This window comes from Flavobacterium sp. 22659 (assembly GCF_052044235.1).
GTDB classification, from domain to species: Bacteria; Bacteroidota; Bacteroidia; order Flavobacteriales; family Flavobacteriaceae; genus Flavobacterium; species Flavobacterium johnsoniae.
In genome coordinates, this window is the sequence record NZ_JBQEMU010000009.1 from 1 (window position 1) to 13,340 (window position 13,340).

General features: G+C 33.5%; 10 protein-coding genes. 7 read left to right on the forward strand and 3 right to left on the reverse strand.

Annotated elements, in window-relative coordinates:
• Positions 1-34 precede the first annotated feature (34 nt).
• A protein-coding gene (locus ACTJIW_RS10940; RefSeq protein WP_440718436.1) for an IS3 family transposase occupies positions 35-1,401 on the reverse strand; the annotation gives its coding sequence in 2 pieces (ribosomal slippage) (positions 35-933 and positions 933-1,401; 1,368 coding nt in all).
• 122 nt (positions 1,402-1,523) lie between these two features.
• Positions 1,524-3,338, reverse strand: a complete 1,815-nt coding sequence (gene rho / locus ACTJIW_RS10945; RefSeq protein WP_440715034.1) for a transcription termination factor Rho — start codon at positions 3,336-3,338, stop codon at positions 1,524-1,526.
• A 183-nt stretch (positions 3,339-3,521) separates the two neighbouring features.
• Here rho and ACTJIW_RS10950 point away from each other — a divergent pair, with 183 nt between their 5' ends.
• From ACTJIW_RS10950 to ACTJIW_RS10960, 3 genes are all read left to right on the forward strand, one after another.
• Complete coding sequence (locus ACTJIW_RS10950) at positions 3,522-3,938, forward strand: DUF4293 domain-containing protein (protein ID WP_073408484.1); 417 nt, start codon at positions 3,522-3,524, stop codon at positions 3,936-3,938.
• A gap of 161 nt (positions 3,939-4,099) precedes the next feature.
• The gene (locus tag ACTJIW_RS10955; RefSeq protein ID WP_440715035.1) at positions 4,100-4,759 is read left to right on the forward strand and encodes a response regulator; all 660 of its coding nucleotides are present in this window, start codon (positions 4,100-4,102) and stop codon (positions 4,757-4,759) included.
• Between the two features lie 35 nt (positions 4,760-4,794).
• Complete coding sequence (locus ACTJIW_RS10960) at positions 4,795-5,715, forward strand: sensor histidine kinase (RefSeq protein WP_440715036.1); 921 nt, start codon at positions 4,795-4,797, stop codon at positions 5,713-5,715.
• Positions 5,716-5,718: 3 nt separating this feature from the next.
• Here the strand turns inward: ACTJIW_RS10960 and ACTJIW_RS10965 are convergent, their stop codons facing one another.
• On the reverse strand, positions 5,719-6,213 hold the full coding sequence (locus tag ACTJIW_RS10965; protein ID WP_073408486.1) for a metallophosphoesterase family protein: 495 nt from the start codon (positions 6,211-6,213) through the stop codon (positions 5,719-5,721).
• A gap of 255 nt (positions 6,214-6,468) precedes the next feature.
• On the opposite strand from ACTJIW_RS10965, the gene truA reads away from it, so the two are divergent.
• The 4 genes from truA (at position 6,469) to ACTJIW_RS10985 (ending at position 13,323) form a co-directional block, all read left to right on the forward strand.
• Positions 6,469-7,203: a tRNA pseudouridine(38-40) synthase TruA gene (truA, locus tag ACTJIW_RS10970; RefSeq protein ID WP_149206621.1), complete on the forward strand. Its 735-nt coding sequence runs from the start codon at positions 6,469-6,471 to the stop codon at positions 7,201-7,203.
• A 95-nt stretch (positions 7,204-7,298) separates the two neighbouring features.
• Entirely contained in the window at positions 7,299-9,053 is a 1,755-nt protein-coding gene (locus ACTJIW_RS10975) for an ABC transporter ATP-binding protein (RefSeq protein ID WP_440715037.1), read from the forward strand.
• 15 nt (positions 9,054-9,068) lie between these two features.
• Complete coding sequence (locus ACTJIW_RS10980) at positions 9,069-10,640, forward strand: histidine kinase (RefSeq protein WP_440715038.1); 1,572 nt, start codon at positions 9,069-9,071, stop codon at positions 10,638-10,640.
• Between the two features lie 85 nt (positions 10,641-10,725).
• On the forward strand, positions 10,726-13,323 hold the full coding sequence (locus ACTJIW_RS10985; RefSeq protein WP_440715039.1) for a zinc-dependent metalloprotease: 2,598 nt from the start codon (positions 10,726-10,728) through the stop codon (positions 13,321-13,323).
• The last annotated feature ends 17 nt before the right edge of the window (positions 13,324-13,340 follow it).

Genomic DNA, 13,340 nt, shown 5'->3' on the forward strand with positions numbered 1-13,340 from the left:
TAGACTGCACCCAAAAGTTTAGACAAATTAATAATTAAGTTTTATAATAATGAGCTCGATATTGTATCGGGCTCATTCCTTTTAGATTAAGTTTAATCCTGTCATTATTATAATAATTTATATACTCGATAATCTCTTGTTTCAATTGATTAATGGAAGTGTATTTTTTTAGATAAAACAACTCTGATTTTAATATTCCAAAGAAGTTTTCAATTATCGCATTATCAAGACAATTGCCTTTTCTGGACATGCTTTGCATAATTCCTTTTTTCTTTAATAAATGCTGATATTGTATCATTTGATACTGCCATCCTTGGTCAGAATGCAGAGTCAGATTAGTATTATCGGGTATTTTTTTAAATGCTTTTTCAAGCATATTTAAAACTTGATTAAACACTGGTCTTTGCGATAATTCATAGCTAATTATCTCTCCATTAAACAGATCGATTATCGGCGATAAGTACAATTTATTGCCAGAAACATTAAATTCAGTCACATCGGTTGCCCATTTTTGATTAGGTATATCAGCCTTAAAATTGCGCTGCAGTAGATTAGGGGCTATTTTTCCCTGCTCTCCTTTATACGATCTGTACTTCTTGATTCTGATTAGACTTTTTAATCCTAAAAATTTCATTAATCGAAGCACTGTTTTGTGATTAATTAAAATCCCCTCTTTTTTGAGTAATAGAGTAATACGTCTATATCCTAACCTGCCCTTATGATAATTGTAAATCTGTTTAATTAAATCTTTTATCTCTTGATATTTATCGATTACCTGACCTTTCTTTTCATAGTAATAATACGTACTTCTAACCATGTTCATACAATTTAGCAAAAGATCTAAATCATACTTATGCCTTAATTCCATTATGGTTTGAGCTTTTTGTTTTGATTGGCTTGCTCGGCTTGAACTAAGGCGTTGAACTTTTTTAGAATTTCGTTCTCAGCGCGCAGGTACTCTAACTCCTTTAAGAGTTCCTCTTCCCTGGTTAAAGGTTTGTCTGTTTTTCGTTGCTTTCTCTTAAAATTCATAACTGCTGGTCTGCCACGTGATTTAAGTTCTAAGCCTGCCAAATCATCTTTTGCATATTTTCTTTGCCAGCTAATTATGGTTGACTGCGCTGGAATTTTGAAAATCAAGCAGGCTTCATCCAAAGATAAAGACTTATTTTCAATGGTTTGTATTACTTTTAATTTAAAGTCTGCAGTATAAACTTTATTTTTCTGCCTTGGTAAAAGACCTTCAATTCCAAATTCATTATAGCGGCTAATCCAGCATGTAAGGTTGCTTTCAGCTATCTTGTTTGCTCTAGCTGTGCCTTTAACCGAGTTATGCCTTTTCATAACTTCTTCTACACAACGAAGTTTAAATTCACAATTGTACTTGACTTTTCTTTCCATAAAAATGCCCCCAAATAGTGTCTAACTTTTTGGGGGCAGTTCAAAAATTACTCATCCCTTTTTTTATATTTAGCTCAAGACAAAACTTTGTCACTTTGTCTCTCTGAACCTTTGTTCCTTATTTAGTCATTCATAGAAATCAAAAACTCTTCGTTATTCTTTGTTTTCTTGAAACGGTCGTTTACAAAATCCATAGATTCTACCGGGTTCATATCTGATAGATATTTACGCATGATCCACATTCTTTGTAATGTTTTCTCGTCAAGTAATAAATCGTCGCGGCGTGTGCTTGAAGAAGTAAGATCGATTGCAGGGAAAATACGTTTGTTAGCAATTTTACGATCTAACTGAAGTTCCATGTTACCAGTTCCTTTAAATTCTTCAAAGATCACCTCATCCATTTTAGAACCAGTTTCGGTTAATGCAGTTGCAATGATACTTAATGAACCACCGTTTTCTACATTTCTTGCTGCTCCAAAGAAACGTTTTGGTTTTTGTAATGCATTAGCATCAACACCACCGCTTAACACTTTTCCAGATGCCGGCTGAACTGTATTGTAAGCTCTTGCTAAACGTGTAATAGAATCTAATAAAATTACAACATCATGTCCGCATTCAACTAAACGTTTTGATTTCTCCAAAACAATATTAGCAATTTTAACGTGTTCCTGCGGTTCTCTGTCAAAAGTTGACGCGATAACTTCGCCGCGAACACTTCTCTGCATATCGGTAACCTCCTCAGGACGCTCATCAATCAAAAGAACGATTAAATAAACTTCCGGGTGATTAGCAGCAATTGCGTTGGCAATGTCTTTTAAAAGCATTGTTTTACCCGTTTTTGGCTGTGCAACGATCATTCCACGCTGTCCTTTTCCAATAGGAGAAAACAAATCGATAATACGAGTTGATATAGAGCTGCCTTTTTCGGCTAATTTAAATTTTTCAGAAGGGAAAACCGGTGTCAGGTGCTCAAAAGAAACTCGGTCGCGGACAACCTGCGGATCATGTCCGTTAATTTTTAAAACGCGAACAAGAGGGAAAAACTTCTCTCCTTCTTTTGGAGGACGAACCACACCTTTTACGGTATCTCCAGTTTTTAAACCAAATAATCTGATTTGTGAAGTTGATAAATAAATATCATCCGGAGAAGCTAAATAATTATAATCAGAAGAACGTAAAAATCCGTAACCGTCCGGCATCATTTCAAGAACACCTTCGCTTTCGATAATTCCATCGAATTCAAAATCAGAATCTCTGAAATTGTTGTTGTTCTTTTTGTTTTTGTGGTTTTGGTTTTGATTCCCATTGTTACCATTTCCGTTCCCGTTTTGATTTGGGTTTTGGTTTTGATTTTGATTCGGATTTTGATTCTGGTTGGGATTTTGGTTTTTATTCTGATTAGGATTAATCTTTTTAACCGGGGCAGTATTTTCAGTTTTTTCAGCAACTGGTGCTGTTGTGGTATTTTCTGCTGTTTCTTCTGTCGAAATCACTTCTTTTACAGCTTCTTTTTCCTTTTGCTGTGCGACCTTTTTTTCATAAGCCGACTTATTGAATTTGACAACTTTTGGACCTTTTTTCTCTGCTGTTTTATCTTCAGATACTTCTTCGGCTTCTGCCGGCTGTTTTTCATCTACAGCTGCAGGAGTTACAATTTCCTTTGGAGCTTCCTCTACAGCATCAAATTCTAGAACCGGAGCACTTTTACTAACTGTTTTTTTAGCAGGAGCAATTCGGGCTCTTTTTGGTTTTTCAGTGTTTGCTTCCTTTTCTGCAATAGTTTCTGCCGGCGGTGCTGCGGCCGCTTCCTGATGCGCCAATATCTGAGTAATCAGAGTATCTTTTTTTACGCCGTTAATCTTTATTGTTTTAGCTAGCTTAGCTATTTCTTGAAGCTCAGAAAGCTTCATTTCTTTTAATGCAGAAATATCAAACATGAATGTTCTATGAATTTAATTATTTTAAAGGAAATACTGTAAAAAGAATAGGTAGATAATTTATTTCAATTGACCGCAGTATGAAGTGCTTACGGTATTTTGATGCAATAATACGAATAAAATTTAATCATACAATAGTATTTTAAAAAAAGAAAATATATTTTTGTAAAACAATTTCAAGTTATGTTACAACGAATTCAAACCGTATATTTAATTCTAACCTTTGTAGTTACTGGGGTTTTAATGTTTTTTATGCCGCTTTGGACATTAAATACAGGTAAAGCTTTTTATTTCATGCAAAGCCAGCTTTACACTGTAATTTTAGGTTTAAGCACAATGCTTACTATCATTAGCATTATTTCATACAAAAAAAGACAAAATCAGTTTGTCATGGGCAGACTGAACATAATATTAAATTTAATTTTATTAGGATTGTTTGTATATCGTTCTCTAAATTTATCTGGAGAAACAGCAGAAGCTGTTTCTGAGAAAGGTATTGGGATGTTTCTTCCTATTGCTGCTATCGTGTTATTAGTTTTAGCTAATAAGGCCATCAAGAAGGACGAAGATCTTGTAAAATCTGTAGACCGTTTGAGATAAACCTATAAACTTAATTTTTTGTGCGAAGAGAACCCGAATTTATATTCGGGTTTTTTTGTGCCTTATTTTTCTCTTAAACAGAATATCCCAAATCATTTCCAAATATCATTTTTGTAAGATATTTTATTCATAAATTTGCATTTTGCGCAAAGAAGCATTTTATGAGTAAAATAAAAATACATCTTGCCGATGATCATCAGGTACTGATCGACGGACTGACCAATTTATTACAAACGGTTTCAAACTTTGAAATTGTGGGCAGTTCATTGAATGGCGTAACTGTATATGATGATGTAATTCAAGACGAAGCTGATATTCTTGTTTTAGATATTAGTATGCCTCAAAAAGACGGGATTGAAGTTTTAAAAGAATTCAATCAAAAAGGTCTGCCTTGCAAAGTCATTATTTTATCGAGTTATGACGACCTGAAAATCATTAAAGAAGTAATGAAACTGGGTGCTAAAGGTTATTTGACAAAAAAATGTGCCGGAGAAAATATGATTGAAGCTATAGAAGCTGTTTATGAAGGGCAGGAATATTTTTCGGATGCAGTGAGAGAAAAAATATTCAGCATGTTTTCTCAAAACAACCCAAAACTGAATAAGAATGTTTATATCGAAAATCCTATTTTAAGTCCGAGAGAAATTGAAATCGTAACCTTAATTTGTCTGGAATACAGTGGAAAAGAAATAAGCGAAAAGCTATTCATTAGTGTAAACACTGTCGAAACACACCGAAAAAACATTATGAAAAAGCTCAACATAAAAAATACTATCGGACTTGTAAAATATGCTTTAAAAAACAATTTAATTAACGAGTAATTCAATTGAGAAACATTCAAAATCAAATAAAATCTATGTCTTTTATTAGAGTTTTCATATTAGTATTTTTCTTTGTTCCAATTGAAAATAAAGCTTTTAGCCAGGATACTATTTCTTCTGAAAAGTCAAAAACGACAATTTCTGAAAGTTCAAATAAAACCAACGTTTTCAAACAAATCAAACTGGAACAATTACGAAATAAAAAAGTCGTAAGCTTATCTATTGTTCTTATTATTATATTGTTTTTTCTTTTCTATTTTGTGTATCAAAACAACCGATTAAAACAAAAGATAAAGCGAAAAGACACCAAGCAGAAAATCCTCTTAAATGTAATAAATGCCGGAATTGACAGTCAGGAAACTGAACAAAAAAAAATTGCTTCTTTTTTACATGATAATATAAATTCGCTTTTATCTTCGGCCGGACTGCATTTAAATGTTTTTACAACAAAAACCAATATTCAGTCTGAAGAAATTCAAAAAGCAAAAGCCATTCTGGCACAAGCTCATGATCTTTTACGCGACATTTCACATGACCTCGTTCCTACCCTATTGGTTCGCTTTGGACTGATTTATGCTTTAGAAGATTTATGCGAAAGAAATTCTAATTCAAGTATTGAGTTTGCATTTTCAAGCTCAGTTGCGTCAGAAACCAGATATTCTGAAAAATTCGAAACGAAGCTTTATTTTATTGTTTCAGAATTGGTAAGCAATATAATTAATCACAGTGAAGCGAAGAAAGCTCAAATTTCACTGCATGAAAATAAGAATCAGTTAATTATTATTATTCACGACAACGGAAAAGGTTTTGATTCTGAAAAACTCAACGAAATTGAAGGTTTTGGTTTAAACCGAATCAGGGTTAGAATAAAAAAATTAAAAGGATCATTTTCTATTATATCGCGGGCAAATGAAAACACAGGAACTTCTATAAAAATAAAAGTTCCCATTTCGTAATTTTTATTTCTTACCGATTTCGATAATTTCCAGATCTTTTATTTTATCATCGTCTATTACAAAACGAAGCATAGTACGCATTTGATGGAATCCGCTTTTTCCTGCTGCGCCGGGATTCATGTGCAATAGATTATTTTTTTTATCAAACATCACTTTTAAAATATGCGAATGTCCGCAAATAAATAATTTAGGCGGATTTGAAGCCATTTCATCTCTAATGGCTGGATTGTATTTTCCGGGATAACCCCCAATGTGCGTAATCCAAACCGAGACATTTTCACACATAAACCTATTATGCAATGGGAACTCTAATCTCGCTTTTGCATCATCAATATTTCCATATACACAACGAAGCGGTTTCAGCTTTTTGATAGTATCTGTAACGTGCAAATCTCCAATATCACCCGCATGCCAGACTTCATCGGCCTGAGCGACATATTTTAAAATGGTATCATCAATATGAGAGTGTGTATCTGAAAGGAGAAGGATTTTTTTCAATTTTTTATTAAGGTGCAAAGGTTCATAGATGCAAAGGTACAAAGGTTTTTTCTGTATAAAAACATTAATAACTATGTGTAAATTCTGTTTTTATTTACTTATTAGACATTATGTGCCTGCTTTGAATCTCTACAAATGAGACGTTTTTACAACATCCCTAAAAATAAAACTTTGAACCTCTGTCCCTTTGAACCTTTGAACCTCAAAAAGAAAAAATCTTTGTACCTTTGCACCTCAAAACCTCTGTACCTCACAATGAGATATTTTATTCATTTTGCTTATAACGGAACTCATTATCATGGCTGGCAGTTTCAGCCAAATGCTTCTTCAGTTCAGGAAACTTTAAATAAAGCGCTTTCGGTTTTATTAAATTCAACCATAAATGTTATGGGTGCCGGAAGAACAGATACTGGGGTGCATGCCGAGGAAATGTACGGACATTTTGATTTAGAAAAATCAGTTGATATTCTGGTTTTGGTTCATAAGCTCAATTCGTATTTACCAAAAGATATTGCAGTTTACAACCTGATTCCGGTTCACGATGATGCGCACTGTAGATTTGACGCAACAAAAAGAACATACGAATATCATATCAATACAGTTAAAAATCCGTTTTTAGAAGAACTGAGCTGGTACGTGACTCAAAAGCTCGACGTTAATTTAATGAATGAGGCTGCAAAGATATTATTGAAGCATACCGATTTTCAATGTTTCTCAAAAGTAAATACTGATGTTAATACTTTTGACTGCACGATTTTTGAGGCATATTGGAAACAGGAAAATAATAAACTGGTTTTTACAATTTCGGCAAACCGTTTTTTACGAAACATGGTTCGGGCAATTGTGGGAACTTTAATTAATATCGGATTACACAAAATCACGCTGGCAGATTTTGAAAATATTATTGCCAGCAAAAACAGAGAAAAAGCCGGATTTTCGGTTCCGGCGCATGGTTTGTATTTAACCAAAATTTATTACGATTATTTATAAGCTTTAAGCTTTAGATAATAGGCTTCAGGCTTATTTCTTACTGCTTACTGCTAATAGCTTACAGCCTAAAGCCTAAAGCTTAAAGCATCAGAAAAATGAAAGCAAAAGCATTTGATACCGGTTTATTTAAACGGATTTTAAAATATACGAAACCTTATAAATGGCGTTACTACGGCGTTATTGTTTTTGCGGTTTCGCTCTCTATTTTCGCAGCACTAAGACCCTATTTATTAAAACAAACGGTCGACGGCTATATCAAAACGCACGACAAGACTGGCTTACTGTTATACATTATTTTAATGGGAGCGGTTTTGCTGATGGAGGTTTTCTCCCAGTTCTATTTTGTGTATTGGGCAAACTGGCTCGGACAGGATATTGTAAAAGATATTCGTAACAAACTTTTCAAACACATTTTAAGTTTTAGAATGAAATATTTTGATTTGGTTCCGGTTGGGCAGCTGGTTACCAGATCTGTTTCGGATATTGAATCTATAGCCCGTATTTTCAGTCAGGGATTGTTTATGATTATAAGTGATTTGATGAAAATGCTGGTGGTTTTGATTTTTATGTTTTATATGAACTGGAAACTTACCTGGATTGTAGTGGTTGCCATGCCAATTCTGGTTTACATTACCCGAATTTTCCAGCGTAAAATGCAGGTGGCTTTTGAGGAAGTACGTACGCAGATTGCCAACATGAATTCGTTTGTTCAGGAACGTGTTACGGGAATGAAAATCGTACAGCTTTTTAACCGCGAAAAAATCGAAGCCGAAAATTTCAGAGTCATTAACGACAAACACAGAGTTGCGTGGATTAAAACCATTTTATACAACTCGATCTTCTTCCCTATTGCCGATATTATTTCGTCGATTACTTTAGGTTTAGTTGTAGTTTTTGGAGGATTCAAAATTTTGAACGGTGATAATTTTACAACATTTGGAGATTTGTTTTCTTATACGATGTTTATCGGGATGCTTTTTAATCCGTTAAGACAGATTGCTGATAAATTTAACGAGATGCAGTTAGGAATGATTGCAGCCAATCGTGTTTTTGACATTATCGATACTCAGGATCATATTCAGGATACAGGAACAATTGAAGCTCCGGTTTTTAACGGAAGTATCGATTTTAAACAAGTTCGTTTTAGTTATATTCCCGAAGAAGAAGTTATAAAGGGCATCGATTTATCTGTAAATGCCGGACAAACCGTTGCTATTGTAGGTTCAACCGGAGCAGGAAAATCGACTATTATCAATCTGCTGAATCGTTTTTATGAAATCAACAGCGGTACGATTTGTATTGATGGAGAAAATATTGAGAATTACACTTTGGCTTCGCTTCGAAAACAAATCGCTGTGGTTTTACAAGATGTATTTTTGTTTGCCGATACGATTTACAATAATATTACGCTTCATAATCCTGAAATTACACGCGAAAAGGTTTTAGATGCTGCAAAGAAAATTGGTGTTCACGACTTTATTATGAGTCTCCCAGATAATTATGATTTTGATGTTAAGGAACGCGGCGTTATGCTTTCGTCTGGTCAAAGACAATTGATTGCTTTTTTACGTTCGTATGTGAGCAACCCAAGTATTTTGATTTTGGATGAGGCTACTTCGTCTATTGATACCTATTCTGAAGAATTGATTCAGCGTGCTACGGAAACAATTACAAAAGGAAGAACTTCAATTATTATTGCACACCGTTTGGCAACAATTGTAAATGCTGATAAAATTGTAGTAATGGATAAAGGTTTGATTGTGGAACAAGGAACTCATCAGGAATTATTAATGAAAACTGATGGATATTATAAAAACTTATACGATTCTCAATTCTCGGTTGCGAATTAAATTACTGATACTTCTTTGAAATTTAGATTAAAAAAAATAACATCCCGACGTGCATTTTTAATTTACATAGCCGTCTCTATTCTTATTACGGTTTCTTCTGTATATATATTGAGTAATTTGATTACTGATCTTACCGAAAAAGCAAATGAAGAGTCAGCACAGCGTAACTTTATTAAAAAGCAGGAATTTTTGTCGCAGGAATTCTCAAAATTTCTGGAACAGGAAAACAGAATAAAGCACGTTTTAAAAATAAGTAAACCAGAAGAACTGGCTTCTAACTTACATGTTTTGTCTTCGGTTCAAAACACCAATTTATTGGTGGCCGATAATTGGTTTCAAATAAATGATAATAAAATTCAGTTTGGAACTGATTCAATTTCGGATGATCTAAAAAAAGATGCAGAAAATTTTATCAAAAAAAATAAAGATCAGGATCACATAAGTGTTATTATTCCGCAGGGAGAAGAATGGGTTTGGAGAATTTATTTTAAACTTACTTCAAAAAACACAGTTGTTCGTTATGGCTACGATATCAACTTAAAAAAACTTGTTGATTATTTTTCCAGTATAGACATTAAATCGACTAACAATTATGCTTTTATTTTTGATAAGTCAGGAAGATGTATTTATCATCCTGAATTGAATTTTATAGGAAAAAATATTTATGAGGTTTCTTCTACCCGTGCCATTGACACTATATTTCCTAAAAAGCAGGATTATGTAAAAAGAGTTACCATGTCTGAATATTTAGGACTGGATGTTATTCGATTTACAAAAAAATTAGACCTTAGAAACACACATTGGTTTATATGTGTCAATTTTCCAAAAAATGTCAGCGACGAAAATGTAGCGTTGATTAATAAATATTCGACCTGGATATATTCGATTACAACAGTAATGCTTCTGCTGATTTTCTATTTATTCTCGTATGCCAACAGACGTGCTTATAAAGAGAAAGGAATTGCGATTAAAGAAAAAAACAGACTTTTGGTTGAGAATGAAAAAATCATCAAAGAAAAAGCACTTATTCAGCTGCAGCATTTAAAGGAACAGATTAATCCGCACTTTTTATTTAATTCGCTCAACTCACTCTATATGTTAGTAGGAAGCGATGTAAAAACGGCACAAAAATTTACACTGAACTTATCCCGCATTTACCGTTATTTAATTGATCCGCCTGTAAAAAATATTGTACCGCTTAAGGATGAATTATTATTTATAGAAAAATATATCTTTTTACAGCAGACTCGTTTTAAGGAAGAATTATTCTTTTCTATTAAAATTGAAAACGAAGAAGCGCTCGAAAAGTTCATTCCTTATCTGGGATTTCAGGTAGTGGTTGAGAATGCTATTAAGCATAATATGGCAACACAGGAAAATCCGTTAACGACTGAAATTCTAATTCAAAAAGATCAGGTCATAATCACTAATAATCTTCAAAAAAAGACTCACAGCGAGCCTGGCACAAATTTTGGCTTAAAATACTTGTTAAGTATCTATAACTTCTACTCCAGAACCAATTTAATAACTTCAGAAAATGACGGCAAATTCGTATGTATTCTGCCATTAATATCCATTCACTCCTAAAAAAAAGCCATTCACTCCGTTTTGTTTTTTTTCTGAGCTAAAATCGAATAGTTTCGACGAAAATTAACTTAAACTTAACATCAAAATGAAGGAAAAGGCATTCCTGCATAATGTAAAATTATTCTGCTTACTAATTTTATTATTATTCATTCCTGTTACAGTTCTTGCCCAAAAGAAAAAGAAAAAAGAAACTGAGAGTGAAATTGTAAAAAAAGATTCTACTGACGCCAAAAAAGGCAAAAAATATAGCGACCTTATAAAAAAGGGAACTGTTAAAAAAGGACTATTCAATATCATTCAGGTTAAAACCGATGTATATTTTGAAATTCAGGATAGTTTGTTTAAAAGAGAATTTCTAATTGTAAACAAATTATCTCAGGTTCCTTATGATCTTAACGAAGCCGGATTAAATAAAGGAATGAATTATGAAAATAAAGTTATTTCCTTTTATAAAGATACTATTGCAAAGAAAGTCTGGGTAAAAACCTATCAGCCTAAAGTTTCTTCTCCTAAAGATGATGCCATCACAGCATCTGTAATTAATAATTTTGCCGAATCTATTATTGAAGTTTTTGATATTGAAACCAAAAACAACGATTCGAGCGCTGTTGTAATTAAAGTAAACAAGATTTTTGATGGAAAACAAAAAAGCTTCAATGATGTTATGGGCAACATTGGCTTAAACGGTTCTGTAAAATCTGATTTATCCTATATAGAAGGATTAAAATCTTTTCCTAAAAACATTGTTGTAAAATCACAAATGACAACTTCACTAAGCGATGGAGGTGCAACAGTACCCATTACGCTTGGTGTGACAACTAATATTATTTTATTGGATAAAACTCCAATGAAACCTCGTTTTTCTGACAAACGAATTGGTTTTTTTACTGAAAAGCATTGGTACTTTGCCGATGCACAGCAGGCAATGCTTGAAAAAGAATTGATTACCCGCTGGCGTTTAGAACCAAAGAAAGAAGATGAAGAACGTTATATGAAAGGTGAATTAGTAGAGCCGAAAAAACCAATCGTTTATTACATCGATCCATCGACTCCAAAACAATGGAGAAAAAACATCATTGATGGGGTACACGATTGGCAGGCAGCTTTTGAAAAAGCCGGATTTAAAAATGCCGTTATTGCAAAAGAACCTACTGAAGAAGATTTAGATTTTGACATTGATGATGTGCGTTATTCTGTTATTACGTATGCTGCATCGCCAAAATCAAACGCAATGGGACCATCTGTGGTTGATCCAAGAAGCGGTGAAATTATTGAGGCCGATATTATCTGGTGGCATAATGTAATGACTTCGCTTCAAAGCTGGATGCGTATTCAGACTGGACCAATTGACCCGAAAGCAAGAGGAAACAAATTCAGTGATGAACATATGGGAGAAGCAATTCGTTTTGTTTCGTCTCATGAAGTAGGACACACATTTGGTTTAAAACATAATATGGGCGCTTCTTTCGCTTATGATGTAGAATCTTTAAGATCTAAAGAATTTACAGCAAAAATGGGAGGCACTGCTCCTTCTATCATGGATTATGCCCGATACAATTATGTGGCACAGCCGGAAGACAATGTTACAGTTATTACTCCAAAAATTGGAGAATATGATAAATATGCAATAGAATGGGGTTACAGATGGTATTCGCCTAACGAAAACGAAACAGCAAAACTAAACGCCTTACTTACAAAACATCAAAATGACCCCATTTATTTTTACGGTGAGCAGCAATCAGGCGTTCCGATTGATCCTCGTTCACAGTCTGAAGATTTAGGAAACGATGCTGTAAAAGCAAGTGAATATGGTTTAAAAAACTTAAAGCGTGTTGTAGACAATATTATAAACTGGACGTATGATAAAGATCAGTCTTACTACGAAACTGGTAAACTATATGTTGGAACTATCGGACAATGGCAAACATACAATGATCATGTATTAACCAATATTGGCGGTGTTTACTTAAACACGACAGTACACGGCGACAACAAACAAAGTTACGTTCCGGTTCCTGCAGCAATGCAGAAAAGAGCAGCCGATTATTTAATTAAAAATGTAATTACGATTCCACAGTGGTTGTTTTTCAATGACATTTTAGACAAAACAAATCCGCTGAAAGATTCTCCTCTTGGACCTTATGAGTACACACCATACACAATGGCAAGAGCATTACAGTACGAGGTTATGTATAGTTTATTATTTGATGAACGTTTGCTTCGAATGACAGAAAATGAATTATATCAGCGAAATAAAACCAATGAGAAGGTTTTTACCGTAAATGATTTGTTTAAAAAATTACACCAAAGTGTATTTGCAGGAACTATCCAAAACAAATCACTTACTATTCTGGAGCGTATGACGCAAAAGAATTATGTAGATGTTTTAATTATTTCGACAAATAAATTATTTGAAAAAACAGATGCTAAAAAAACAATTCAACTTAAAGAAACATTACAAATGCCTCATTTATGTTCTGTAGATGATGAACATACGGCAAGAAACATTAATAACTATTTTTTGAAAAGAGTTACAGAAGTAACCTCAGATAAAAAAGGAGAATTATCAAAAGTGCTTCAGTTATTAAAACTAAAAAAGAGCACCGGAGATCAATCGACCCAAAACCATTACCGCGATTTAATACAACGAATCGAGAAAGCCCTGAATAATACAACCTTTTAATAATTACAAACCCAAAA

Bases quoted from the DNA above. Each gene is read 5' to 3' on its own strand.
- ACTJIW_RS10985 (WP_440715039.1), top strand. From the start codon at position 10,726: ATGAAGGAAAAGGCATTCCTGCATAATGTAAAATTATTCTGCTTACTA.
- ACTJIW_RS10975 (WP_440715037.1), top strand. From the start codon at position 7,299: ATGAAAGCAAAAGCATTTGATACCGGTTTATTTAAACGGATTTTAAAA.
- ACTJIW_RS10955 (WP_440715035.1), top strand. From the start codon at position 4,100: ATGAGTAAAATAAAAATACATCTTGCCGATGATCATCAGGTACTGATC.
- rho (WP_440715034.1), bottom strand. From the start codon at position 3,338: ATGTTTGATATTTCTGCATTAAAAGAAATGAAGCTTTCTGAGCTTCAA.
- truA (WP_149206621.1), top strand. From the start codon at position 6,469: ATGAGATATTTTATTCATTTTGCTTATAACGGAACTCATTATCATGGC.
- ACTJIW_RS10950 (WP_073408484.1), top strand. From the start codon at position 3,522: ATGTTACAACGAATTCAAACCGTATATTTAATTCTAACCTTTGTAGTT.
- ACTJIW_RS10960 (WP_440715036.1), top strand. From the start codon at position 4,795: ATGTCTTTTATTAGAGTTTTCATATTAGTATTTTTCTTTGTTCCAATT.